At 72.9% G+C, this 23340-nt stretch carries 21 protein-coding genes and 1 pseudogene; 13 read left to right on the forward strand and 9 right to left on the reverse strand.

The window, feature by feature from the left end:
• Positions 1-33: 33 nt before the first annotated feature.
• Positions 34-570, reverse strand: a pseudogene (locus WA762_RS20515) (TroA family protein); the annotation flags it as partial.
• Positions 571-752: 182 nt separating this feature from the next.
• On the opposite strand from WA762_RS20515, the gene WA762_RS20520 reads away from it, so the two are divergent.
• Positions 753-1805, forward strand: a complete 1053-nt coding sequence (locus tag WA762_RS20520) for a chitinase (protein ID WP_335937379.1) — start codon at positions 753-755, stop codon at positions 1803-1805.
• A gap of 145 nt (positions 1806-1950) precedes the next feature.
• Here the strand turns inward: WA762_RS20520 and WA762_RS20525 are convergent, their stop codons facing one another.
• Positions 1951-3294: a ferredoxin--NADP reductase domain-containing protein gene (locus WA762_RS20525; protein ID WP_335937468.1), complete on the reverse strand. Its 1344-nt coding sequence runs from the start codon at positions 3292-3294 to the stop codon at positions 1951-1953.
• A gap of 280 nt (positions 3295-3574) precedes the next feature.
• On the opposite strand from WA762_RS20525, the gene WA762_RS20530 reads away from it, so the two are divergent.
• The 7 genes from WA762_RS20530 (at position 3575) to WA762_RS20560 (ending at position 12141) form a co-directional block, all read left to right on the forward strand.
• Positions 3575-5641, forward strand: a complete 2067-nt coding sequence (locus tag WA762_RS20530; RefSeq protein ID WP_335937380.1) for a SpoIIE family protein phosphatase — start codon at positions 3575-3577, stop codon at positions 5639-5641.
• 243 nt (positions 5642-5884) lie between these two features.
• Positions 5885-7276 carry a wax ester/triacylglycerol synthase family O-acyltransferase gene (locus tag WA762_RS20535; RefSeq protein ID WP_335937381.1) on the forward strand — a complete coding sequence of 464 codons (1392 nt, stop codon included), beginning with the start codon at positions 5885-5887 and terminating at the stop codon, positions 7274-7276.
• 63 nt (positions 7277-7339) lie between these two features.
• Positions 7340-8200 carry an Fpg/Nei family DNA glycosylase gene (locus tag WA762_RS20540; protein WP_335937382.1) on the forward strand — a complete coding sequence of 287 codons (861 nt, stop codon included), beginning with the start codon at positions 7340-7342 and terminating at the stop codon, positions 8198-8200.
• 58 nt (positions 8201-8258) lie between these two features.
• A complete protein-coding gene (locus tag WA762_RS20545; protein ID WP_335937383.1) occupies positions 8259-9011 on the forward strand; it encodes a LytR/AlgR family response regulator transcription factor in 753 nt (250 codons plus the stop codon).
• 63 nt (positions 9012-9074) lie between these two features.
• A complete protein-coding gene (locus WA762_RS20550) occupies positions 9075-9437 on the forward strand; it encodes a hypothetical protein (protein ID WP_335937384.1) in 363 nt (120 codons plus the stop codon).
• The gene (locus WA762_RS20555; protein WP_335937385.1) at positions 9434-10915 is read left to right on the forward strand and encodes a sodium/solute symporter; all 1482 of its coding nucleotides are present in this window, start codon (positions 9434-9436) and stop codon (positions 10913-10915) included. The genes WA762_RS20550 and WA762_RS20555 overlap by 4 nt, the downstream gene beginning before the upstream one ends.
• Positions 10912-12141: a histidine kinase gene (locus WA762_RS20560; protein WP_335937386.1), complete on the forward strand. Its 1230-nt coding sequence runs from the start codon at positions 10912-10914 to the stop codon at positions 12139-12141. Before WA762_RS20555 ends, WA762_RS20560 begins: the two co-directional genes overlap by 4 nt.
• A gap of 75 nt (positions 12142-12216) precedes the next feature.
• Here WA762_RS20560 and WA762_RS20565 read toward each other — a convergent pair whose 3' ends face one another.
• The gene (locus tag WA762_RS20565; protein WP_335937387.1) at positions 12217-12765 is read right to left on the reverse strand and encodes a hypothetical protein; all 549 of its coding nucleotides are present in this window, start codon (positions 12763-12765) and stop codon (positions 12217-12219) included.
• A gap of 125 nt (positions 12766-12890) precedes the next feature.
• On the opposite strand from WA762_RS20565, the gene WA762_RS20570 reads away from it, so the two are divergent.
• A complete protein-coding gene (locus WA762_RS20570) occupies positions 12891-13094 on the forward strand; it encodes a zf-HC2 domain-containing protein (protein ID WP_335937388.1) in 204 nt (67 codons plus the stop codon).
• On the opposite strand, the gene WA762_RS20575 is transcribed toward WA762_RS20570, so the two are convergent.
• The 3 genes from WA762_RS20575 to WA762_RS20585 form a co-directional block, all read right to left on the reverse strand.
• Positions 13043-13597, reverse strand: coding sequence for a sigma-70 family RNA polymerase sigma factor (locus tag WA762_RS20575; protein WP_335937389.1), 555 nt, complete (start codon positions 13595-13597; stop codon positions 13043-13045). The genes WA762_RS20570 and WA762_RS20575 overlap by 52 nt on opposite strands.
• Before the next feature lie 279 nt (positions 13598-13876).
• On the reverse strand, positions 13877-15322 hold the full coding sequence (locus tag WA762_RS20580) for an amino acid permease (protein WP_335937390.1): 1446 nt from the start codon (positions 15320-15322) through the stop codon (positions 13877-13879).
• A 109-nt stretch (positions 15323-15431) separates the two neighbouring features.
• Positions 15432-15893: a universal stress protein gene (locus tag WA762_RS20585; RefSeq protein WP_335937391.1), complete on the reverse strand. Its 462-nt coding sequence runs from the start codon at positions 15891-15893 to the stop codon at positions 15432-15434.
• Between the two features lie 207 nt (positions 15894-16100).
• Here WA762_RS20585 and WA762_RS20590 point away from each other — a divergent pair, with 207 nt between their 5' ends.
• The gene (locus WA762_RS20590; RefSeq protein ID WP_335937392.1) at positions 16101-16940 is read left to right on the forward strand and encodes a polysaccharide deacetylase family protein; all 840 of its coding nucleotides are present in this window, start codon (positions 16101-16103) and stop codon (positions 16938-16940) included.
• A gap of 101 nt (positions 16941-17041) precedes the next feature.
• Here WA762_RS20590 and WA762_RS20595 read toward each other — a convergent pair whose 3' ends face one another.
• The gene (locus WA762_RS20595) at positions 17042-17809 is read right to left on the reverse strand and encodes a bestrophin-like domain (RefSeq protein WP_335937393.1); all 768 of its coding nucleotides are present in this window, start codon (positions 17807-17809) and stop codon (positions 17042-17044) included.
• A gap of 15 nt (positions 17810-17824) precedes the next feature.
• Positions 17825-17956 (reverse strand): hypothetical protein, encoded by a 132-nt coding sequence (locus WA762_RS20600; RefSeq protein ID WP_335937394.1) that lies wholly within the window; start codon positions 17954-17956, stop codon positions 17825-17827.
• Between the two features lie 208 nt (positions 17957-18164).
• Here WA762_RS20600 and WA762_RS20605 point away from each other — a divergent pair, with 208 nt between their 5' ends.
• The 3 genes from WA762_RS20605 (at position 18165) to WA762_RS20615 (ending at position 22368) form a co-directional block, all read left to right on the forward strand.
• Complete coding sequence (locus WA762_RS20605; protein ID WP_335937395.1) at positions 18165-18389, forward strand: hypothetical protein; 225 nt, start codon at positions 18165-18167, stop codon at positions 18387-18389.
• 989 nt (positions 18390-19378) lie between these two features.
• On the forward strand, positions 19379-20197 hold the full coding sequence (locus WA762_RS20610; protein WP_335937396.1) for an SAM-dependent methyltransferase: 819 nt from the start codon (positions 19379-19381) through the stop codon (positions 20195-20197).
• Complete coding sequence (locus WA762_RS20615; RefSeq protein WP_335937397.1) at positions 20194-22368, forward strand: putative bifunctional diguanylate cyclase/phosphodiesterase; 2175 nt, start codon at positions 20194-20196, stop codon at positions 22366-22368. The genes WA762_RS20610 and WA762_RS20615 overlap by 4 nt, the downstream gene beginning before the upstream one ends.
• A 46-nt stretch (positions 22369-22414) precedes the next feature.
• Here the strand turns inward: WA762_RS20615 and WA762_RS20620 are convergent, their stop codons facing one another.
• The gene (locus WA762_RS20620) at positions 22415-23326 is read right to left on the reverse strand and encodes a LysR family transcriptional regulator (RefSeq protein WP_335937469.1); all 912 of its coding nucleotides are present in this window, start codon (positions 23324-23326) and stop codon (positions 22415-22417) included.
• Between the last annotated feature and the right edge of the window lie 14 nt (positions 23327-23340).

The following is a 23340-nucleotide window of genomic DNA, read 5'->3' on the forward strand; positions in this document are numbered from 1 at the left end:
GCCGAAGGACACGGAAGCGCCCCGCCCCACACCTCACAGAACCCCGCGACGCCACTCCCGTACCAGCAGCAGACCGAGGTGCGCGCCCCCGACGGCCATCGTGTAGATGCCCACGGGCAGGTTGTCGAAGAGCGGCAGCTGCTGGGCGCACAGATCCGCGAGCACCAGCAGCAGCGTGCCGGTCAGCGCCGACAGCACCAGATGCGGGCCGGTGACCCTCGGCCCCGCCGGTTCCCGGCCGATGACCGCAGAGTCGGCGCCCTTGGTCTCCTTGAAGGTGTTCACCACCGGATCGACCTCGAGCCCCAGTGGGGAGACCGTCTTGACGCGCTGCTCGTCGGGCTTGAACACGCCGAGCGTGCCCGGGCCGGTGTTGTAGATGTACGAGAACGTGTGCCTCTTGTACTCGGGCCGGGTCGCCGCCGCGTCGGAGAGCTGCTTCTCGATCTTCGTGACGAGCCCCTCGGCGTCGGCCTCCTGCCCGGGGGCCTTGCCGATGATGTCGATCTGCTGGTCCCAGTCCGTGCTCCACGGCAGATCCGGATAGGCGACGGTGGGCGCGATGTCCTTGCGGTGCGCCCGGCCGTCCCCTCGTCGGAGTTCGTGGGTCCACCTCTGGTCCAGACCTCTTGACGAAAGGTCTGGACCAACCTACGTTGAGCGCACCGTGATGCGTGGAGCGTGCGGTCGACGTCCGTGCGTTGTCAGGATCATGACAGTCATCGTTCGATTCGTCCGGAAGGGAACGGAACATGATCGGTCGGACATCCCGCCTGCTGGGCCTCGGCCTGGCGGCGGCCACCGTCGTGCAGCTGCTGGTCGGGGCGACGCCCAGCGCCGCGCAGGAGGACACCTGCGCGGTGAAGCCCAAGCCCGCGGGCAAGGTGCTCCAGGGGTACTGGGAGAACTGGGACGGCGCGGCCAACGGCGTGCACCCGCCCCTCGGCTGGATTCCGCTCACCGACAGCCGCATCACGGCGCACGGCTACAACGTGGTCAACGCAGCCTTCCCCGTCATCCTCTCGGACGGCACCGCGCTGTGGGAGGACGGCATGGACTCGACGGTCAAGGTTCCGACCCCCGCCGAGATGTGCCGGGCGAAGGCGTCCGGGCTGACCACCCTGATGTCCATCGGCGGCGCGACCGCCGGCATCGACCTGAGCTCCAGCGCCGTGGCCGACCGGTTCGTCGACACGGTGGTGCCGATCCTGAAGAAGTACAACTTCGACGGCATCGACATCGACATCGAGACCGGCCTGTCGAGCGGCGGCAACATCAACACGCTGTCCCCGTCGCAGGCCAACCTCATCCGGATCATCGACGGCGTGCTCGACCGGATGCCCGCCGGCTTCGGCCTGACCATGGCGCCGGAGACCGCCTACGTCACCGGCGGGAGCATCGTCTACGGCTCGATCTGGGGCGCCTACCTGCCCGTCATCAAGAAGTACGCGGACAACGGCCGGCTGTGGTGGCTGAACATGCAGTACTACAACGGCAGCATGTACGGATGCTCGGGCGACTCGTACGGGGCGGGCACCGTCGAGGGGTTCACCGCCCAGACGGACTGTCTGAACAAGGGCCTCGTCGTCCAGGGCACCACCATCAAGGTCCCCTACGACAAGCAGGTGCCGGGACTCCCCGCCCAACCGGGCGCCGGGGGCGGCTACCTGTCCACCGGTCAGGTCTCGCAGGCCTGGAACCGCTACGGCAACGGCCTCAAGGGGCTGATGACCTGGTCGCTCAACTGGGACGGTTCGAAGGGGTGGACCTTCGGGGACAACGTCAAGGCGCTGCAGGGACGTTGATCCGGCGCGAGCCGCCCGGTTCCGCGCCGCGAGCCGGGCGGCTCCGCCGAGGCCAGCCGGGCCGCCCCCGCGCCGCCCCCGCGCCGGTCGGCGCCCACCGGCCGGTCGGCGCCCACCGGCCGGCCGGCGCGAGGGGGGCGTGCCGTCAGGGGCGGGGCTCGGAGACGTCCAGCATGACCTCCCGCTCCACCACCTTGATCCGCTCGCGCCCCTGCTCCGCGCCCAGCGCCTGCTCGTGCGCGTCCAGGCGGTGCCAGCCCTCGCGGGTCGTCCAGCGGACGCCGCGCTCCTCCAGGAAGGCGGTGACGGCCTCCGGCTCGGGCCGCGCCGGAGCGGGCAGCCGGCCCGCCGCGTGGTCCTCCAGCAGGCAGGCGACCGTCTCGTTGGCGTCGCCCTTGGTGTGGCCGATCAGGCCGACCGGGCCGCGCTTGACCCACCCCGTGACGTACACCGAGGTCATCGGGCCCCCGGCGTCGACGACGCGCCCCGCGACGTGCGGGACGGTGCCGGAGCCCACGTCGAACGGGAGCTTGGGCAGTTCCCGCGAGTAGTAGCCGACCGCGCGGTAGACGCTCTGCACGTCCCAGTCGGTGAAGCGGCCGGTGCCCCGGACGTTCCCGGTGCCGTCCAGCTCGGTCCGCTCGGTGCGCAGACCGACGACCCTGCCGTCCTCGCCGAGGATCTCCGCGGGGGACTCGAAGAAGTGCAGGAAGAGCTTGTGCGGGCGGTCGCCGACATCGCGGATGGCCCAGTTCTCCAGGGTGGAGGCCACCATGTCGGCCTGCTTGTTGCCGCGCCGGGTCGCGATCGACCCCTCGTCGTACTCGATGTCCTCGGGGTTGACGATGACCTCGATGTTCGGCGAGTGGTCCAGCTCCCGCAGCTCCATCGGGCTGAACTTGGCCTGCGCGGGTCCGCGCCGGCCGAAGACGTGCACCTCCAGCGCCTTGTTGGCCCCGAGGCCCTCGTGGACGTTCGCGGGTATCTCGGTGGGCAGCAGCTCGTCCGCCGTCTTGGCGAGGACGCGCGCCACGTCCAGCGCCACGTTCCCGACGCCGAGCACGGCGACCTTCTCCGCCGCCAGGGGCCAGGTGCGCGGCACGTCGGGGTGCCCGTCGTACCAGGAGACGAAGTCGGCCGCGCCGTGGGAGCCCTCCAGGGCGCTGCCCGGGATGTCGAGCGCGCGGTCCCGATCGGCGCCGGTGGAGAAGATCACCGCGTCGTAGAACGAGCGCAGCTCGTCCAGGCCGATGTCGGAGGGGTAGTCGACATTGCCGAACAGACGCAGCTGCGGCTTGTCGAGCACCCGGTGCAGCGCCTGCACGATGCCCTTGATCCGCGGGTGGTCGGGCGCCACTCCGTAGCGGATCAGCCCGAACGGGGCGGGCATCCGCTCGAAGAGGTCGATCGACACCCCCGGTTCCCCGGCGGCCTCGGATTTCAGCAGCGCGTCCGCCGCGTAGATCCCGGCGGGGCCGGCTCCGACTATGGCGACGCGGACGGGGGGGTCATGGAGTGCAGATCCTTAGAACGGCTGACGCGGGCAGTGCGGCGCAAGGTGGTAAGGCTGGGCTTACCGTGCTCCACGGAACACGGTAACCGCTTCTGACCTGCGGCCTTCGGTCGGGAGGCGCTCAGCCCGGCCCGGCGGTCCGTCAAACCGTGCCCGGCGGCGGTCCGGACGGCGTCCCGGCGGACGCGTGCCGGATTCACTCATGGGCGCGGGGATTCGCTCGAAGAATCAGACAAATGATGGCAGAGTGACCCACATGGATGATCGGGTCGCGGGTGCCCTGTCACTCCCGGAAGACTGGCCCGCCCACCCGGATCTCAGTCTCGCCCTGAACCGAATGGGCAGCTTCGACTGGGACCTCGACAGCGGCCTCATGCACATGGACCGGCCCGCGCTCGACGTGTTCGACCTGCGGGCCGAGGAGTACGACGGCCGGCCGGAGTCGCTCGGGGTGCGGGTGCCGACGGACGAGGGCGTGCGGCTGGACGCCATGGTCGCTCAGGCTCTCAAGAGCGGGCGGAGCACCTACGGCGCGTACTTCAGGATCGTGCGGCGCGACGGCGGGCTGCGCTGGACGCACACCCAGGGCTTCATCCGGCGCGACGGGACCGGCCGCCCGCGGCGGATCATCGGCATCGTCCGCGACGCGACCCAGGAACTGGCCGACTCCACCGCCCGCCAGGACATGGACCTGGGGCAGCGGAGACGCACCAGCCTGGTGGACGGCACCACGGCCGCCCTGGCCCACGCCCGTACGGTCCGCGACGTCATCGAGGTGCTGAAGAACTCGCAGGGGCTGGCGCATCTCGGGGCGACCAGTCTGGTCGTGGGGCTGATCGAGGCGGGGCGCATCCATCTGGTGGCGGACGGCCCGGAGGGCTCGTTCGTGCCCGGCACCCGCTACACCCGTACGGACGAGCCGTACCCGATGAGCGAGGTGGTGCGCACCCTCGCGCCCCGCTTCATCGAGTCCGCGGCGGACTTCGCCGTGTCCTACCCGATCCTGTGGCCCCACATCAGCCACCTCGGCATCACGTCCGCCGCCTATCTGCCGCTGATCGCCCAGGCCCGCCCCATCGGGGCGCTCGGGCTGCTCTACAGCGACAAGGACGGCTTCACCACCGACGAACGCAATCTGCTGGTCGCGCTCGGCAGCTCCATCGCCCAGAGCCTCCAGCGGGCCATGCTCTACGAGCAGGAGCACGACCTCGCCGAGGGGCTCCAGCAGGCCATGCTGCCGCGCCGGATCCCCGAGGTGCCGGGCGCGACGGTCGCCGTGCGCTACCGGTCGGCCCGGCTGGGTCGGGACATCGGGGGCGACTGGTACGACGTCATCCCGCTGCCCGGCGGCCGGGTCGGCGCCGTCATCGGGGACGTGCAGGGGCACGACACCCACGCCGCCGCCGTCATGGGACAGCTGCGGATCGTGCTGCGGGCCTACGCAGCCGAGGGTCACAGCCCGGCCACGGTGATGGCCCGCGCCTCCGTCTTCCTCCACGAGCTCGACACGGACCGCTTCGCGACCTGCACCTATGCCGAGGTGGACCTGACGACCGGGGTGGTGCAGCTGGTCCGGGCCGGCCATGTCGATCCGCTGGTGCGCGACAGCGACGGCGACTGCCGCAGGCTGCCCGCGGAGGGCGGGCTCCCGCTGGGGCTCTCCGCCGAGTTCGGGCGGCTCGAATACCCGGTCGGCACGGTGGAGCTGGACCCCGGGCAGACGCTGGTGCTCTTCACCGACGGCCTGGTGGAGCTGCCCGGCGCCGATCTCGACGAGGGCATGCAGCTGCTGACGTCCATGGTGCGCGACGGGCCGCGGGAGCTCCAGAAGCTGGCCGACCGGCTCTGCGAGGAGGTCGACGACCGGGGTGGCGAGGACGACGTGGCGGTCCTGCTGCTGGGCCGCAAGGCCGCGCACGCGCCCCAGCCGGGCGGCCGGCTCCAGCAGCACGTCGCCCAGGGGGACCCGGAGGCGCTGAGCGCCGCGCGGCACATGATCCGGGCCGCGGTGCGCGCCTGGGGCGCCGGGGCGCGGGCCGACGAGGTCGAGCTGGCCGCCGACGAGCTGATGACCAACGCCCTGATGCACACGGACGGCGGGGCGATCGTCACCATCCGGGTGCTGACGGGGCCCGAGCGGCGCCTGCGGATCGACGTCGAGGACCGCTCCAGCGCGCTGCCCCGGCGCCGGGACGCGGGGGAGACCGGGGTCTCCGGCCGGGGGCTGATGCTGGTGGACCGGCTCACCGATCTGTGGGGGGTGGAGTCGCGCGGCACCGGGAAGTGCGTGTGGTGCGAGTTCGTGATCCCGGAGCGCGACTGACGGGCGAGCGGCACTACCCGACAGCAACTGAACGTAATGAGTCGATGCTTGACCGTAACCGACTGAAAGGGGTTGGATTCGGTTTCATCGAGCTGCGCATCGCTCCCCGCGCGGAACGCGGCCGCTTCCTCCGCCTGCCCGTTCGTCCGCCCGGCCGTTTCCTCGTTCCGGCTCCGGCCCACCGGCCTGTTCGCCTGTCTGTCCTGTTCGCTTCGCCTTTCGATTCGATGACCTGGGGACGCGTTGGGTACTGAGCTGCTGGCACCTCTCGATCTGGCCTTCTGGCATCTCGAAACCGATGCCCATCCCATGCACCTCGGCGCGCTCGCCGTTTTCGATCCGCCGCCCGGCGGGCGACTCGCCGTCGACCCCGAGGGCGTCCAGGAGCTGCTGGGAGCCCGAGCCGAGGCGATCCCGCGACTGCGGATGCGGATCAGGGACGTGCTGCTGCCGGTCGGCGGCGCCGCCTGGTTCGTCGACAAGGACTTCGACGTACGCCGCCACGTCGAGCGGGCGTGCCCGGCCGGTCCCGGAACGGGGGGCGGGGACGACGGGTTCATGGCGGGCGCCACCCGGCTCGCCGGCGAGCTGATGGAGCGGCCGCTGGAACGCGGGCGGCCGCCGTGGCGGATGTATGTGATCGGGGGCGAGGACGGAGGCCCGTTCGCCGTCCTCGTCAAGCTGCACCACGCGCTCGCCGACGGCATGCGCGCGATCGCCATCGGCGCCGGGATCTTCGACGAGATCGCCCCCCTCGCCGGCCGTGCCCGGGGCGGCGCCTCGTCCGCCCGGTCGCGCCCGGTGCCGCCCCGGTCCTGGATGCCCGGCCCGCGCCAGGTGGCGGGTCTGGCGCTGGACCGGATCGAGGACCTCGGACGGGCGTTCGGGGTCGGCGCCTCGCTGGTGCGGGCCAGCCGCCTGGACCCGAGGGGCGCGCCCGCGCTCGTCGCCCGGTCCAGCGGCACCCGTCGGCTGGCCACCGCGGACCTGGACCTCGCCGCCATCCAGCGGATCCGCCGGGCCGCCGGGGGCACCGCCAACGACGTCCTGCTCGCGGTCGTCGCCGGGGCGCTCCGCCGCTGGATGCTGGAGCGCGGGGAGACGCTGCCCGCCGACGACCCCCGCGCGCTGGTGCCGGTGTCCCGCCGCAGGCCCGGCCAGCCCGCCGCGACCGGCAACAAGCTCTCCGCCTACCTGCTCGGGCTCCCCGTCCGCGAGCCCGACCCCTGGCAGCGGCTGCGCCGCGTCCGCGCGGACATGGACCGCAACAAGGCCGCGGGGCCGTTGCGCGGGGCCGGGGCGGTCGCCGTGCTCGCCGACCAACTGCCTTCGCTGGCCCATCGGTTCGGGGCGCCGATCGCCGGCGGCGCGGCCCGGATGCTCTTCGACGTCCTGGTCACCAGCGTCCCGCTGCCGCGCTCGGCCCTCTCGCTCGGCGGCTGCCCGCTGCGCGCCGTCTACCCGATGGCGCCGCTGGCCCGGGGCCAGGCCCTCGCCGTCGCGCTCTCCCCGTACGGCGGCCGGGTGCACGTCGGACTGGTGGCCGACGGCAAGGCGCTGCCCGACCTCGACCGGCTGGCGGGCTGCGCCGACGACGAGGTGGGGGAGCTGCTCGGCCTCCTGCGGGTCCCCTGACCCGCCGACCGCGCCCCCGCCCGCCGACAGGCGCCCCGGCGGAGTCTTCGGCAGTCTGGAACCATGCCCGAACTGCCGGAGGTCGAAGCACTGCGGATCTTCCTCGACGACCGTCTGGTCGGCCGGGAGATCGACCGCGTCCTGCCGCTCGCCGTCAGCGTCCTCAAGACGTACGACCCGCCCCTGACCGCGCTGCACGGCGCCGCGGTCACCGGCATCGCCCGGCACGGCAAGTTCCTGGACGTCGAGGCGGGACCGCTGCACCTGATCACCCACCTCGCCCGGGCCGGCCGGCTGCGATGGAAGGACCGCTTCCCCGCGACGCCGCCGCGCCCCGGCAAGGGATCGCCGGCGCTGCGCACCGTGCTCGTCGGCGGCGGCGGCTTCGACCTCACCGAGGCAGGCACGACCAAACGCCTCGCCGTCCACCTGGTGCGCGACCCGGCCCAGGTGCCCGGCATCGCCCGCCTCGGCCCCGACCCCCTCGACGACGCCTTCGACCGCGACACGTTCGCCGCGCTGATCACCCGGGAGAGCCGCCGGGTCAAGGGAGCTCTGCGCGACCAGTCGCTGATCGCCGGAATCGGCAACGCCTACAGCGACGAGATCCTGCACGCCGCGAAGACGTCCCCGTACAAGCTCACCACCGCCCTCACCGAGGACGAGATCACCCGCCTCCACACCACGCTGCGCACCACGCTCGGCGAAGCGGTCGCGCGCTCCCGCGGACTGGCGGCCGGAGCGCTCGGGGCCGCGAAGAAGAGCGGGCTGCGCGTCCACGGACGCACCGGCGAGGCCTGTCCCGTCTGCGGGGACACCATCCGTTCGGTGTCGTTCAGCGACTCCTCGCTCCAGTACTGCCCGACCTGCCAGACCGGCGGCAGGCTGCTCGCCGACCGCAGGCTCTCCCGGCTGCTCAAGTAGCCCGGGCCGTCTCTCCGAGGCGGGGCCCGCGTCCGCGCGCACGTTCTACACTCCGCCCATGCTGCGCGTACTCGCCGTCGACGACGAAGAACCCGCACTGGAGGAACTCCTCTACCTCCTGCGCGCCGATCCCCGCATCCGCAGCGCCGAAGGCGCCTCCGGGGCGACCGAGGCGCTGCGCCGCATCGGGAGCGCCGTCGACGCCGCCCCCGGCGACCCCGCCGCCCTCGACGTCGTCTTCCTCGACATCCACATGGCCGGCCTCACCGGTCTCGACGTCGCCCAGCTGCTGGGCGGGTTCGCCGCGCCCCCGCTCATCGTCTTCGTCACCGCCCACGAGGGCTTCGCCGTCCAGGCGTTCGACCTCAAGGCCGTCGACTACGTCCTCAAGCCCGTCCGGCGCGAACGCCTCGCCGAAGCCGTCCGCCGGGTGGCCGAACAGGCCGGCGGCCGTGCCGCGCCCGTGCTCGACACCGCGGGCGACCAGATCCCCGTGGAGCTCGGCGGAGTGATCCGGTTCGTCCCGATCGACGACATCGCCTACGCCGAGGCCCAGGGCGACTACGCCCGGCTGCACACCGCGACCGGCAGCCACCTCGTCCGCGTCCCCCTCACCACCCTGGAGGAACGCTGGCGCCCCCGCGGCTTCGTGCGCATCCACCGCCGCCATCTCGTGGCGCTCGGCCGGATCGACGAACTCCGCCTCGACGCGGGCAGCATGACCGTGCGCATCGGCGCCGCCGAACTCGCCGTCAGCCGCCGCCACAGCCGCGCCCTGCGCGACCTGCTGATGCGCCGGCCCGGCCGCTGACCAGGCCCGACCCGGCCGCGACCCCTTCCCACGGGCGTCCGGCGCTGCGTACACTCCGGGCCCATGTCCGCAGAGCCAACGCCCCGCCGCGAAGTGGTGACGGGGGAACCCCGGCGCGTGCGCCCGCTGCCGCGCTATCGCACCCAGTCGGAGATCGACGAGCAGACCGCGCTCGGCGCCGCGTACGTCCGCTCCCTGATGCGCGGTCAACTACGGGCCGGACTCGGCGTGTTCCTCGTCCTCGCCGTCGTCGTGGGGACGCTGCCGCTGGTCTTCGAGGCGCTGCGCGGGGACGCCGTGGTCTGGGGCGTGCTCGGATTCGCCGCCTACCCGCCGCTCACCCTGGCCGCCTGGTGGTACGTGCGCCGGGCCGAGCGCAACGAACGCGACTTCGCCCGGCTCGTGGAAGGCCGCCCCGCCCAGTGAGCCGCGCGTACGCGGTGACCGCCGTCGCCGTCGTCGTCGCCGCGACCGTGCTGGTCGGCGGCTTCGGGCTGCGCATCTCCCGCACCACCTCCGACTTCTACGTCGCCTCGCGCACCGTGCGGCCCCGGCTCAACGCCGCGGCGATCAGCGGCGAATACCTCTCCGCCGCCTCCTTCCTCGGCATCGCGGGCCTGGTGCTGGTGCACGGACCCGACATGCTCTGGTACCCGGTCGGCTACACCGCCGGCTATCTGGTCCTGCTCGTCTTCGTCGCCGCACCGCTGCGCCGCTCCGGCGCGTACACCCTGCCCGACTTCGCCGAGGGGCGGCTGGAGTCACGGCAGGTGCGCCGGCTGGTGAGCGTCTTCGTCGTCGCCGCGGGCTGGCTGTATCTGGTGCCGCAGCTCCAGGGCGCCGGCCTCACCCTCAAGATCCTCACCGGCGCGCCCGGCCGGCTCGGCGACGTGCTCGTGGCCGCGGTCGTCGTGATCGCCGTGGCCGCGGGCGGCATGCGGTCCATCACCTTCGTGCAGGTGTTCCAGTACTGGCTGAAGCTGACCGCGCTCCTCGTCCCCGCGATCTTCCTGGTCCTCGCCTGGCAGGGCGACGGCCGCCCCCGCGTCGACTTCGACGACCAGCTCTCCGTCCTCCGCGCCGACCACCCCCTGTACGCCACCTACGGGCTGATCGTCGCCACGTTCCTCGGCACCATGGGCCTGCCGCACGTCGTGGTCCGCTTCTACACCAGTCCCAACGGCCGGGACGCCCGCCGCACCACCGTCGCCGTCCTCGCGCTCATCGGCGCCTTCTACCTGCTGCCGCCGGTCTACGGGGCGCTCGGGAGGCTCTACGCCCCCGAACTCGTCCACGGCGGGGACGCCGACGCGGCCGTGCTGCTGCTGCCCGGGCGCCTCATCGGCGGGCTCGGCGGCGACCTGCTCGGGGCGCTCATCGCGGGCGGCGCCTTCGCCGCGTTCCTGTCGACCGCGTCCGGTCTCACCATGGCCGTCGCCGGGGTCATCACCCAGGACGTGCTCCCCTCCCGGGGCGTACGGTACTTCCGGCTGGCCACCGTCCTCGCCATGTGCGTGCCGCTCGCCGGATCGCTGCTGGTCAGCCGGGTGCCGGTGGCCGACTCGGTGGCCATGGCGTTCGCCGTCTCCGCGTCCTCCTTCTGCCCGCTGCTGGTCCTCGGCATCTGGTGGCGGCGGCTCACCCCGCCCGGCGCGATCGCCGGACTGCTGCTCGGCGGCGGCTCCGCCTTCCTGGCCGTCGCCATCACCGTCAGCGGCGCGGTGCGCCCGCCCGGCTGGCCGCACACCCTGCTCGCCTGGCCCGCCGTCTGGTCGGTGCCGGTCGGATTCCTCGCCATGGTCCTGGTGTCGCTGGCCACGCCCGGCCGGATTCCGCCCGGCACCAACGCCGCCATGACCCGCTTCCACCTGCCGGAGTCACTGACCTCGGGGAGACACCGATGACCGGCCCCGGGTACGCCGTCCTCGTCGTGCTCGCCCTCCTGCTGCCGGTCGCGGGATTCCTGCTCGGCCGCCGCGCGGCCCGCACCGTCCGTCCCAGCGACGTCGGGACGCCCGTCGAGCACGCCACCTTCGAGACCCTGCACACCGCCTCCCTCGCCGCGCCCCCGCTGCGCGGCGGCCTCACCGAGGAGAGCGCCCGCAAGGCCGCCCGCAGACTGCGCTCCCTGCTCGGCACCGAGGCGCTCTGCCTCACCGACCGCGACCGGGTGCTGGTCTGGGACGGCGACGGCGAGCACCACGGCCGGCACGTCATGGACCAGGTGCGGGGCCTGCTCGACAGCGGGCGCGGCACCGCCTTCCCCGTCCGGTGCGACGACCTCGACTGCCCGCTGCGCTGGGCCGTCGCCGTCCCCCTCACCGTCGACCACCGGGTCCTCGGCACCCTGGTCGCCTACGCCCCGCGCGAGTCCGCCGTGCTGGCGCGGGCGGCCGGCGAAGTGGCCCGCTGGATCTGCGTACAGCTCGAACTCGCCGAACTGGACCGCTCCCGCACCCGGCTCATCGAGGCCGAGATCAGGGCACTGCGCGCCCAGATCTCCCCGCATTTCATCTTCAACTCCCTCGCCGCCATCGCCTCGTTCGTCCGCACCGACCCCGAGAAGGCCCGCGAACTGCTCCTGGAGTTCGCGGACTTCACCCGCTACTCGTTCCGCAGCAACGGCGACTTCACCACCCTCGCCGACGAACTGCACTCCATCGACCAGTACCTCGCGCTGGTACGGGCCCGGTTCGGCGAACGGCTCTCGGTCACCCTCCAGGTCGCCCCCGAGGTGCTGCCGGTGGCGCTGCCGTTCCTCTGCCTCCAGCCCCTGGTCGAGAACGCCGTCAAGCACGGCCTCGAAGGAGCCCCGGCCCCCTCCCGGGCTCCCGGCCCCGGCCGGCCGGCAAAGGCCCCGACCCTCATCACCATCCGCGCGCTCGACGCCGGCTCCGAGGCCGAGGTCGTCATCGAGGACGACGGAGCCGGAATGGACCCGGAACGTCTGCGCCGCATCCTGCGCGGCGAGGGCGGCCGGTCCACGGGCATCGGGCTGCTGAACGTCGACGAACGGCTGCGCCAGGTGTACGGGGACGACTACGGCCTCGTCATCGAGACGGGCGTCGGCGCCGGGATGAAGATCACGGTGCGGCTGCCCAAGTACCGCGCGGGCGTGCACGGTTCCTGACCGCGGCGGACGGCGGCCCGGCCCCGGCCGGACGGCGACGGCCCTCGGACGGCTCCCGGACGGCCCCGGCGGCTCTCAGTGGAGGTGGATCGCCAGATGCCCCAGCGGCAGGCCCAGCCGCCAGGCGGGCGTCCACACCGGGGCCAGGTCCTCGTCGCCCTCCCCGGCGTCGGCCGGTTCGCGGGGGAGGGGGACGATCGCGTCCAGGTCGGCCGCGAGGAGCTCGGTCTCCTCCAGCCGGCGCCAGGCCGAGCGGGCGAGCGCCACGTCCGGATCCACGCCGCCGGAACCGGGACCCGGCGCCGCCTCCAGGGCGTCGAGCCGCTCCCGGACCCAGTCCCGCCAGGCCGCGGCGTGCGCCGTCAGCAACCGGAGCTCGTCCATCCGGTCGGCCGGGGCGGCGTCGTCCGCCCCGCCGTCGAAGAGGCGGACGTCGGGCCGGCCGACGCCGGAGAGGAAGACGGTGAGCGCGAGCGCGTCGCGGCCCGCCCGGTACTCCAGCGAGCCCGGCTCCGTCAGATCGCCGGTCCGCAGCAGCCCGCCGGCGACGCACTCGGCGTACAGCCAGGCCAGCGGGACCAGCAGCCCGCCCTCATCGGTTCCGTCCTGACGTTCCGGGCGCATCCCGTCTCGCCTCATTCCGTTCTCTGTACCGGGCTTCACGGAGCATTGAACCGGGGCGGCGCCGCCCGCGTGGGCAGAAGCACAGGATCCGTCACGAACAGACCCGGCCACGACGCGAGGACACGATGACCGCCGAACCCGACCCCCGCAGGAGTCCGCACGTGCGGCGGCTGCTCGGCGCCTACGTCCTCGGCGCGCTCACCGACGCCGAGACCGGGGCGGTCGCCCGTCACCTGTGGGCCTGCGGCTCCTGCGCCGCGCACCGCGCACGGCTCGCTCAGGCCGCCTCGCTGCTCTCGCTGCTGACCGAGGACGACCTGCTGGAGTAGCCCGGCAGGCTGCGGGAGAGCCGGCGCAGCGCGTAGTGCGACCGCGACTTGACCGTGCCCGGGGGGATGCCGAGGACCGCCGCGGTCTCGGCGACGCTCAGCCCGCGGAAGTACATCTGGACGAGGACCGCCCGGTGCTCCGGGCCGAGGGCGCGCACCGCCTCGCGCACGTCGAGCGCCGAGACCGCGGCCTCGGCCGTGTCCTCCTCACCCGCGGTCGCCACCAGCACCGCGTCGCTGACCTCGGCCGGGCGGGCCAGTCTCGACCGGCGCGCGTCGATCGCGAGTCGCCGGGCGACGGTGAAGAGCCAGGGACGCATCGACTCGTAGGGGGCGTCGAACGCTTCCGGATGCTGCCAGGCCCGCACCAGGGTCTCCTGCAGCAGGTCCTCGGCCCGCTGCCGGTCCCCGAGGGTCAGCCCGAGCAGAAAGCGGAACAGCGCGGGTCCGTGCTCCCGCTGGAGGTCCACGAGGTCCCGCTCGTCCGTCGTCATGGTGGTCATCGTGAACGTCCTTCCCCGCACCGGGCCCTGCCGCCTCGCTGCCGACGTGCCGTATCCGAACGCATCCGGACGCCCGGGACCAGGCGAGGAGCGGACTCGTGCGACGAGCGGTCGCACAGTGCGGCGAATGGTGCGGTGAGCGGTTCGGCGGTGCGCGGGACGGGCGACGGGCGGTCGCGGACGGACGGCCGTCGCCCGCGCGGGAGTGCGGCCGCCCGCCACGCGTCCCGCGAAGCGCTGTCCGGAGCCGGCCGGGCCGTGCCCGCCTCCGGCGCCCGGTCAGTCCGGCCGGCCCCCGCCCGGCTCCGGCGTCCGCGCCAGCTCCGACTTCCGGTACGAGTAGCCGAAATAGATCACCAGGCCCACCAGGAACCACACCACGAACCGCACCCAGGTCTGCCACTGGAGGAAGGTGATCAGCCAGACGGAGAAGACCACGCTGAGGGCGGGCACGAACGGCATGCCCGGGGTGCGGAACGTGCGCGGCAGCTCCGGCCGCTTGTAGCGCAGCGCGATCACCGCGACGCACACCACGACGAAGGCCAGCAGAATGCCGATGTTCGTCAGCTCGGCCGCCTCGCCGATCGGCAGGAACCCGGCGATCACGGCCGAGGCCGCGCCGACGATCCAGGTCACCCGGGTCGGCACGTGCCGGGTCGGGTGGGTCTTGGCGAACCACTTGGGCAGCAGCCCGTCGCGGCTCATCGAGAACCACACCCGGGTCACCCCGAGCATGAACGTGAACATCACCGTGAGGATGCCGATGATCGCGCCCACCGCGATCACGTCGGCCAGGCTGCTCAGCCCCACCGACTTGAACGCCGTGGAGAAGCCCGACTCCGGGTCGATGTCCTTGTAGCTCTGCATGCCCGTCAGCACCAGGCACGCCGCGACGTAGAGCACCATGGAGACGGCCAGCGAGTACAGGATCGCCTTCGGCATGTGCCGCTGGGCGTCCTTGGACTCCTCGGCGGCCGTCGACATGGCGTCGTAGCCGAACACGGCGAAGAAGACCGTGGCCGCCCCGGTGAAGACGCCGCTCACCCCGAACGGGAAGAACGGGTGGTAGTTCGCGGTGTCGACGTGGAAGACCCCGACGCCGATGACCAGCAGGACGACCAGGACCTTCAGGGCCACCACGACGGTCTCGAAGCGGGCCGCGTTCTTGATGCCCAGGGTCAGCAGATACGCCACGAGCAGGCAGAGCAGCGCGGCGAACAGGTCCACCCGGTGGCCGTCCCCGGTCCCCGGCGCGCCCAGCATCCACTTCGGCAGGTGGAGCCCCATCTCGCCGAGCAGGAAGCCGAAGTAGCCGGAGATGCCGATCGCGACCACCGAGACGATCGCCGTGTACTCCAGCAGCAGGTCCCAGCCGATGAACCAGCCGACCAGCTCACCGAGCACCGCGTAGCCGTAGGTGTAGGCGGATCCCGCCTTCGGGATCAGGCCCGCGAACTCCGCGTAGCTGAACGCCGCGGCGGCGCTCGCCACGCCGGCGATCAGGAAGGAGATCAGCACCGCGGGACCGGCGGTGCCGTTCGCGACCGTGCCGGCCAGGGTGAAGATGCCCGCGCCGATGATGCCGCCCACGCCGATCGCCGTGAGCTGCCACAGACCGAGCGTTCTGGTGAGCTGAGTGGTGACGTCCCCCGCCGGCTTCCGCTCGTCGATCTGCTCGATCGGCTTGCGGCGCAGTACGCCCTCGCCCATTCGAAGCCGGGCCATGAGTCACCTCTCCGCTGACGGATGTCGCTGACGGGCGCTCATGATGGCCCAGGCGCCGCCCGTCCGAAAGACGGCGTGCCGTCGCGGGGAAGTGAGGATTCCGCGACGGTCATGGGACCACTGTGACGGGCCAACGGCCCGCCTTCACCAGCCGGACCGCCACCGAGCCGATGAACCGGTGCCCGGCCGACTCCGAGGCGCCCACGACCACGGCGTCCGCCTTCAGTTCGTCCGCCGCCGTCACGAGGCCGTTGTACGGGTCACCGCGGAAGGTGTGGAACTCCCAGCGCACATCCCATATGTCCTTCATGCGCTCGGTCGCCTCCCGGATCTCGCTCACCAGGCCCTCGGCGACCTCCCCGGTCGTGTCGGCGACCGGAGCCCCCAGCGCGGCCCCGGCCGGGATCACCGGCTGCACGTAGACGAGGGCGAGCACGGCCCCCTGGCGGCGGGCCAGCCCCGCCGCGTACGCCGCGGCACGCATCGAGGAATCGGACCCGTCCAGCCCGGAAACGATCACCTTCGGTCCGTCTGTGCCACGTTCGAACGCATGGCGCTGCTGCTCTGTCACAGCAGTGAGGCTATCCGCTCACGCCGCCGGGACGAGGAGCGGGCGGGCCGCGGCGCGGAAGCGGTACCGGGCGGGGGAGGGGCGGGACGGGGAGGTGTGGCGAAGGAGTGTCGGACCGGGTGTGGATGTTCCCCCCATCAGGTGCAAAACATCCTGCGCCCGGTGTCGTTGACCGGCGCCGGAGTCCGGACGTGCGAGCAGTGGATCATGAAGAATGATCAGAGGCTGCCGGGACGCCGGGCCTTGCTGCGGCTGGCAGCCGGACTGGGCGCCGCCGGCGTCGTGCGCGTGATCGCCGCCGATCCGGCCGGATCGCCCGCCCGGGCGCCGATGCCGGTACGGGCGGCGGCCGGCCCCTCCTCCGCTCTCCGGGAGGCCCCCTCGGCCTACCGGCTGGAGCCCATGACCGCGGACGCCCCGCCACGCTTCCGCCCGGCGGCGCCCCCGGTCCGCACCCGGCCCTTCGAACGGGTGCCGGAGGTCGGTCACGCCGTGGTGCTCACCTTCGACGACGGCCCCGACCCGCACCACACCCCGCGCGTCCTCGCCACGCTCCGCGACCACGACGTCCGCGCGATGTTCTTCGTCTGCGGGGAGATGGCCACCGAGAACCGGGACCTGGTGCGGGCGATCGCCGACGACGGGCACACCGTCGGCAACCACTCCTGGACGCACCCCCTGGTCACCCGGCTGTCCCGGGCCGGGGTGCGCGGAGAACTCGGCCGTACCAGCGAGCTCATCGAGACGATCACCGGCGCCGCGCCGCTCTGGTACCGCGCGCCCTACGGGGCGTGGAACCGGGACTCCTTCGAGATCGGCGCCGAACTCGGCATGGAGCCGATGGCCTGGACCGTCGACACCCTGGACTGGACCCGGCCCGGCGCCGGGACCATCGTCCGCAGGGTCCGCGAGGGCGCGGCGCCGGGGGCCGTGGTGCTGTCGCACGACGCGGGCGGCGACCGCTCGCAGAGCGTGTCCGCGCTGCGCCGGTACCTGCCGGATCTGCTCGACGCGGGTTACCGGATCGCGGTGCCGCAACGCCGCTGACCGGCCCGGGCCCGGCGTTCGCCGCCGCCCCGGGTGCCGGTCGCGACGCCCGCCCGGGGCTGTCCCGTAACCCCTGGCGGGCACGGATCACGGGACAGCCCTCAGCCGCCCGCGGCCCGGGGGAACAGATCCAGGAACGGTTCCGCCGTGGCCGAGATGCCCCGGCCGAACGGCGTGTCGAAGTCCCAGATCAGAAAGAGCAGGAACGCGATCAGGATGCTGAAGAGACCGGCCAGCAGCAGTTCCCGGAAGGACCTGCGGATCTGCAGGGTGAAGATGAGCCCGACGGTCACCAGCGCACCGATGACCAGGCCGAACCAGACCACGCCCGGCATCGTCGCACCGGCGCTCTGACCGCGCGCGCTGCGCGCGTCGTCGGCCGCGGCGACCTGGTCGACCAGCGGCTGGTACGACTCGCCCTCGTGGTTGTCGCGCGGCCGGTAGTCGGTCACGTCGGCCCGCACCCGGGCGAGGAGCCGGGTCCCCTCGTCGTCGAGCGTCCCGTGCTCGGCCATCGTGCGCCACTCGTGGTGGACGACATGACGGACGTACGCGTCGACGTCGGACCGGATGCGCGTGCGGACCTCGGCGGGGTACACCGAGGAACGGGCGCTCACCTCGTGCAGCGCCTGGGCCTCCTGGCGTACGTACTCCTGGGCGGCGCTGCGGCCCTCCCAGACGCCGGCGATCGCCAGGCCCAGCACGATCGCGTAGACCACGCCGATCATCATCGTCATGTACTCGATGACGTCAGGGGTCTGGGACGGGTCGTCGTCCGCCTTGATCCGGCGGTTGTTGAGCATGGCGATGGTGAGCACCACGGCGCTGACCGCGACCATGGCGAGAGCGAGAACGAGCCATTCCGACATGGAAGTCTCCGGACGTCATCGGGAACGGGGGCGCAGCACGGCGACGGCGAACACCGCGGGCGCCGTGATGAGCAGGGTGAAGGTGACCGGGGAGAGGCTGCGCCGGGGCGCCTTGCGGGCCGGCGCGCGATAGTGCGGCAGTGCCACGGCCCGGGGCGGGGGCGGGGGCGGGGGCGGAGGCGGCGCCGGTCGCGCGGACGGCGCGGGTGGCGGCGGCGGTGGCGCCGGCTGGGCCGCGGGCCGCGGTGGCGCGGGCGACGGCGGTGGCGGCGACGGGGCGGCCGGTGGCACGGGCGCCGGGGGCACGAGGGGCGGCGGCGCGGGCGCCGGAGGCGAAGGGGACGGTGGCGGCGGCGTGGGCCGCGGAGTCGGCTCGGGCGGCGGGCTGGTGCGGCAGCGGCCGCCGCCCGCCACCGAGACCGCCGAACTCCCGCCGTCCTCCCCGATGGAGGCGTACGCGCAGCTGTCCGCCCCCGCGGGCGCCGGGGTGGACAACAGCCAGAGGAGTACGACGGCCGCGGTGAGCCGCGCTATGAGTGATCCGTACACGAGCCGCAGCATGTTCCGGCCGTTCGCATGACACGCCGCGGATGCCCCGGATTCCCCTGATGGTGGGACATGGGGGCAGAAGGCTTGCGGTGCGCGGGAATTCCCTGAACACGGTCGGATGCGCGATACTGGTCCGCCCCCTGCCGCCCGACGCCGGACACGGCCGGAGCCGCCCCCAACTGCCCCTCATAAAACGGTGGTTGGGATTCCCTCTGTGCCGGGACGCGGCCCCGGGGCCGCGTCGCGTTGCGATGGCGACCGAGTGAAGTGCGGGCCGGGGAATCCGGCGACGCCTTCCACGGACAGCGGTCCGCGCGCCCGTCCGCGCCGCCGGGCGGTCCGCGGCCGTGCGACGGGTCCGGCCCGCGGCCGGAGATCCGTTCGGCCCCGCGACCGCCGTACGGGGCTTTCCCGGGCGGCCCGAATCGCGAGGGCGCGTCGGCCGGGCGAGTGCGGCGTGACGGCTCATCGGATCGCGGAGATCGCCGTCCGCCGCCGCGGCCGTTCGGCATGCGGGCCCGACCGTGGTCGGTGAGTGCCCGTTGAGTAGTCTGGGATCGTCGCCCCGATGGCAATTGGGGAAGTGAAAGACCGCGGCGGTAAGGGATTTGCCGTCTTCATTCGTCCCGCCGGGAACGAACCGGAGTCCTACCCGCCGTTATTGGTCCGTACCTGTCCCCTGATGGCAGGTCTGTACCTTTTTCGACGATGTGAAGATGTAGTGATGCCGATGGGGCGAAGCCGGAAAGGGGGAAGTCGGTCGAGGGAGGCGTGGGACCCGTTCCCCGACGCGCCGTCGCCGGGCCAGGACCCGGCGAGGGGACGGGAGTTCGGAGGCGTGGAGGCGATCGGGAATGTCACCCGCAGCGACGGGCCGGTTGCACATGCCACTGGTGTGTGACCAATAACGGACGGCTAATTTCCGTTTCCGCTCGCTCTCTTGGCGGCCGATCAGTAGCCTCTGGTCCACACTGACCATGAACATGGCCGGATCGCCGTGGCGACTTGTTGGAGACATCGATGGAGCGTCCCGCCTGGGCACCGCAAGGCATAGACATTTCGGTGCCGAGCGTGTCCCGCATGTACGACTTCTATCTGGGCGGCTCGCACAATTTCGAAGTGGACCGGGAAGCGGCTCGCAAGGCCATGGAGTTCATGCCGGGGCTCCCCAAGATCACGCAGGCGAATCGCGCCTTTATGCGCAGGGCCGTGCGATACGCGGTGGGCGAGGGCGTCACCCAGTTCCTGGACATCGGTTCCGGAATACCGACTTTCGGCAATGTGCACGAAGTCGCCCAGGCCGTCGATCCCGAGGCCCGGGTGGCCTATGTCGATCACGATTCCGTTGCGGTTGCGCACGGCCGGACGGTGCTCGAGGGGAACGAACGCGCGGTGGCCGTCTCCGCCGACCTGCGCAGCCCGCGGGACATCGTGAAGCACCCGGACATCCGCCAACTGCTCGATCTGGAACGCCCGGTGGCCCTGCTGCTGGTCGCGGTGCTCCACTTCGTCGAGGACGCCGACGACCCGCGGGCCGCGGTCGCCGCACTGAGCGAGGCGCTCGCCCCGGGCAGCCTCCTCGTCCTCACCCACGCCTCCTACGAGGGGATCCCGCTCAGCCAGGAGAAGGCGGGCGGCGCCGTACGCGTCTACCAGGACATCCGCAGCCCCCTCGTCATGCGCTCCCGTGACGAGGTCGCCCGTTTCTTCGAGGGGTACGAGATGGTCGAGCCCGGACTCGTGTCGATGCCGCACTGGCGGCCCGACACCCCCACGGCGCCGGAGTCCGAGGATCCGTTCGCCTTCTCGGGCTTCGGCGGGGTGGGACGCAAGGCGTGAGCATCCCCGCCCAGTCGTCCGGGGCGTCCGAGGCGACGGCCGACGGCGCCGAGGACCGGCTCCGCAGATTCGCCACGATCTGGAGCCGGGCCATCTTCCCCTCGACGGCCACCTCCCTGACGCGCACGGAGTTCGAACAGCATCTGCTGCCGCTGGCCCGCAGGCTCAGCGACATCCTGCACGCGCGGCCCTTCGACGCCGCGCCCGCGAGCGGGGTCGGCGCGGCCCTCGTCGCCGCCCACTGCACGGAGCCGGACGCGCTCAGCGGCACGCTCGGCGTCATCGACGCGTATCTGGTGCTCTACTGCGGGGGCGCCGGCGGGGCCGTGCTGTCCACGGAGGACGGCCGCGCCCGCTGCGCCCGCATCCAGCACGCCGTCGCCGGCGGCTTCGCCCAGGCGCTGCGCGAGCGGACCCTGGCCGAGCAGGAGGCCATCGCCCGCTCGGCGCTCACCGCCCGCTCCCACGCCGAGCAGACCCTGCACGCCACCGAGGCGCGCTTCCGCGCCGTGTTCAAGGACGCCGCCGTCGGCATCGCGATCGCGGACCTGGACGGCAATCTGGTGGAGGTCAACGACACCCTCACCCGGATGTTCGGCGGACTCGAGCACCATGTGCGCAGCCGCCGCATCGACGAGTGGGTCCACCCGGAGGACTCGCCGCAGGTATGGAAGTACTACAACGAGCTGGTACGCGGCGAACGCGAGCACTACCAGGTGGAGAAGGCGTACTACCGCAACGACGGCACGGTGCTGTGGACCAATCTGACGGTGTCGCTGCTGCGCGACGCCGAGGGCCGGCCCGAGTACCAGCTGGCCCTGCTGGAGGACACCACGGAGCGCCGGCTGCTCAACCTGCGGCTGCGCTACGAGGCCACCCATGACGCGCTCACCGGGCTGCCCAACCGGACGCTGTTCTTCGAGCGGCTGGAGAAGGCGCTCTGCGCCGAGGACGGCAGCCGCTTCGGGCTCTGCTACCTCGACCTCGACGGCTTCAAGGCGATCAACGACAGCCTCGGGCACGCGGCGGGGGACCGGCTGCTGGTCGAGGTGGCGGACCGGCTGCAGAGCTGCGCGACCGCGCCCGGCGAGATGGTGGCGCGGCTCGGCGGCGACGAGTTCGTGGCGCTGACCACCGGCCCCGACACCGAGAAGGAGGTCGACGAACTCGCCTGCCGCATCCTGGGCGTGCTCGCCGCCCCGGTCCGGCTGGAGGGCCGCGAGCTGACCGTGCGCGGGTCCATCGGGGTCGTGGAGGGCCCGTCCGGGGAGCGCGGCGCCGCCGAGGTGCTGCGCAGCGCCGACATCACGATGTACCGGGCCAAGTCGGCGGGCGGCAACCGCTTCGAGTTCGCGGACGCCGAGGCGGACGCCCGCGCCATCACCCGGCACGGGCTGACCACCGCCCTGCCGGCGGCCCTGGAACGCGGCGAGTTCTTCATCGAGTACCAGCCGCTGGTGCATCTGGACGACGGCAGCGTGCACGGCGCCGAGGCCCTGGTGCGCTGGTGTCACCCGCAGCACGGGGTGCTCGGACCGGACCGGTTCATCCCGCTCGCCGAGCGCACCGGGCTGATCGTGCCGCTCGGCCGCTGGGTGCTGGAGGAGTCCGTGCGGCAGGCCAACGTCTGGCAGGAACGGCACAGCGACGGCGGGCCGCTGCGGATCAACGTCAATGTGTCGCCGACCCAGTTGCACCACCCGGGGCTGGTCGCCGAGACCGTCGACGTGCTGGAGCGGTCGGGTCTGGAACCCCGGGCGCTGTGCCTGGAGGTCACCGAGTCCGCGCTCATCGGGGCCGACGACGACCTCCTCAAGCCGCTGCGCCAGCTCGCGGACATGGGCGTGGACATAGCGCTCGACGACTTCGGCACCGGCTACTCGAACCTGGCGAACCTGCGCAGGCTCCCGGTGAGCGTGCTCAAGCTGGACCGTTCCTTCACGCAGGGGATACAGCGGCATCCGGCGGACCCGGTCGATCTGAAGATCGTCGAAGGGATCGTCTCGCTGGCCCACAGCCTGGACCTCGCGGTCACCGTGGAGGGCGTGGAGACCGGGGTCCAGGCCGAGCAACTGCGGAACCTGGGCTGCGACACCGCCCAGGGCTGGTACTACGCGCGGCCCGGCGCGCCGGACCGGATCCACTCGCTGCTGCTGGCCGACGCGGTGTGAACGGCGCGGCCGGGCGCCCGCGGCCGGCCGCGCCGGGGCCGCCCGGTCAGCCGACGGGCCGCGCCGGGGCGTCCGTCCGGCCGGCCAGCAGCACCTTCTGCAACTCGCGGGCCGCGCGCGGCGGGGCCACGTCGCTGCGGTGGGCGAGCGCGATGGTGCGCCGCAGCCCGGGGCGGGCCAGCGGCGTCGTCCGCAACCCGTGACCGGCCCGGCCGGCGACCATGCTCGGCACCACCGCGATCCCCAGCCCCGCCCGCACGAAGCCGAGCACCGCGTCCATCTCGCCGCCCTCCACCGTGAACGTCGGCTCGAAGCCCGCCGCCCGGCAGGCCGCGACCGTCAGTTCGCGCAGGTCGTAGCCGTGCCGGAACATCACCAGGGATTCGCCCTGGAGGTCGGCGATCGCCACGCTCCCGCCCCGGCCGGGGCGCGGGGCGTGCGCCGACGACACCACCACCAGGTCCTCCTGGAGCAGCTCGACCGTGGTGAGCGCGGGCGACGCGGCCGGCAGCGGCAGCACCACCAGCGCCAGGTCCAGCGCGCCCCGGGCCAGCTCCCGTACCAGGTCCAGCGAGCCGCCCTCCTCCAGCAGCAGGCTGATCCCGGGGTGCCGGTCGTGGAAGGCGCGCAGCATCTCGGGAAGCAGGCCCGTGCACAGACTGGGCGTCGCTCCCAGCCGGACCCGGCCCCGCCGCAGCTGGGCCAGCTCTTGCACCTCGTGGCGTGCCGTGTCGGCGTCCGCGAGGATGCGGCGGGCCAAGGGCAGCAGGGCCTCGCCCGCGTCGGTGAGGGCGATGTTGCCGCGGGCCCGGCTGAACAGCTCGGCCCCCAGCTCGGTCTCCAGCGCCCGGATCTGCTGCGAGAGCGAGGGCTGCGAGACATGCACCTGCTCGGCGGCGCGAGTGAAGTGGCGGGTCTCGGCGACCGCCACGAAATACGTCAGCTGCTGGAACTGCATGTCCGCTCCCCGGT

This window comes from Streptomyces tyrfis (assembly GCF_037034285.1).
Classification (GTDB): domain Bacteria; phylum Actinomycetota; class Actinomycetes; order Streptomycetales; family Streptomycetaceae; genus Streptomyces.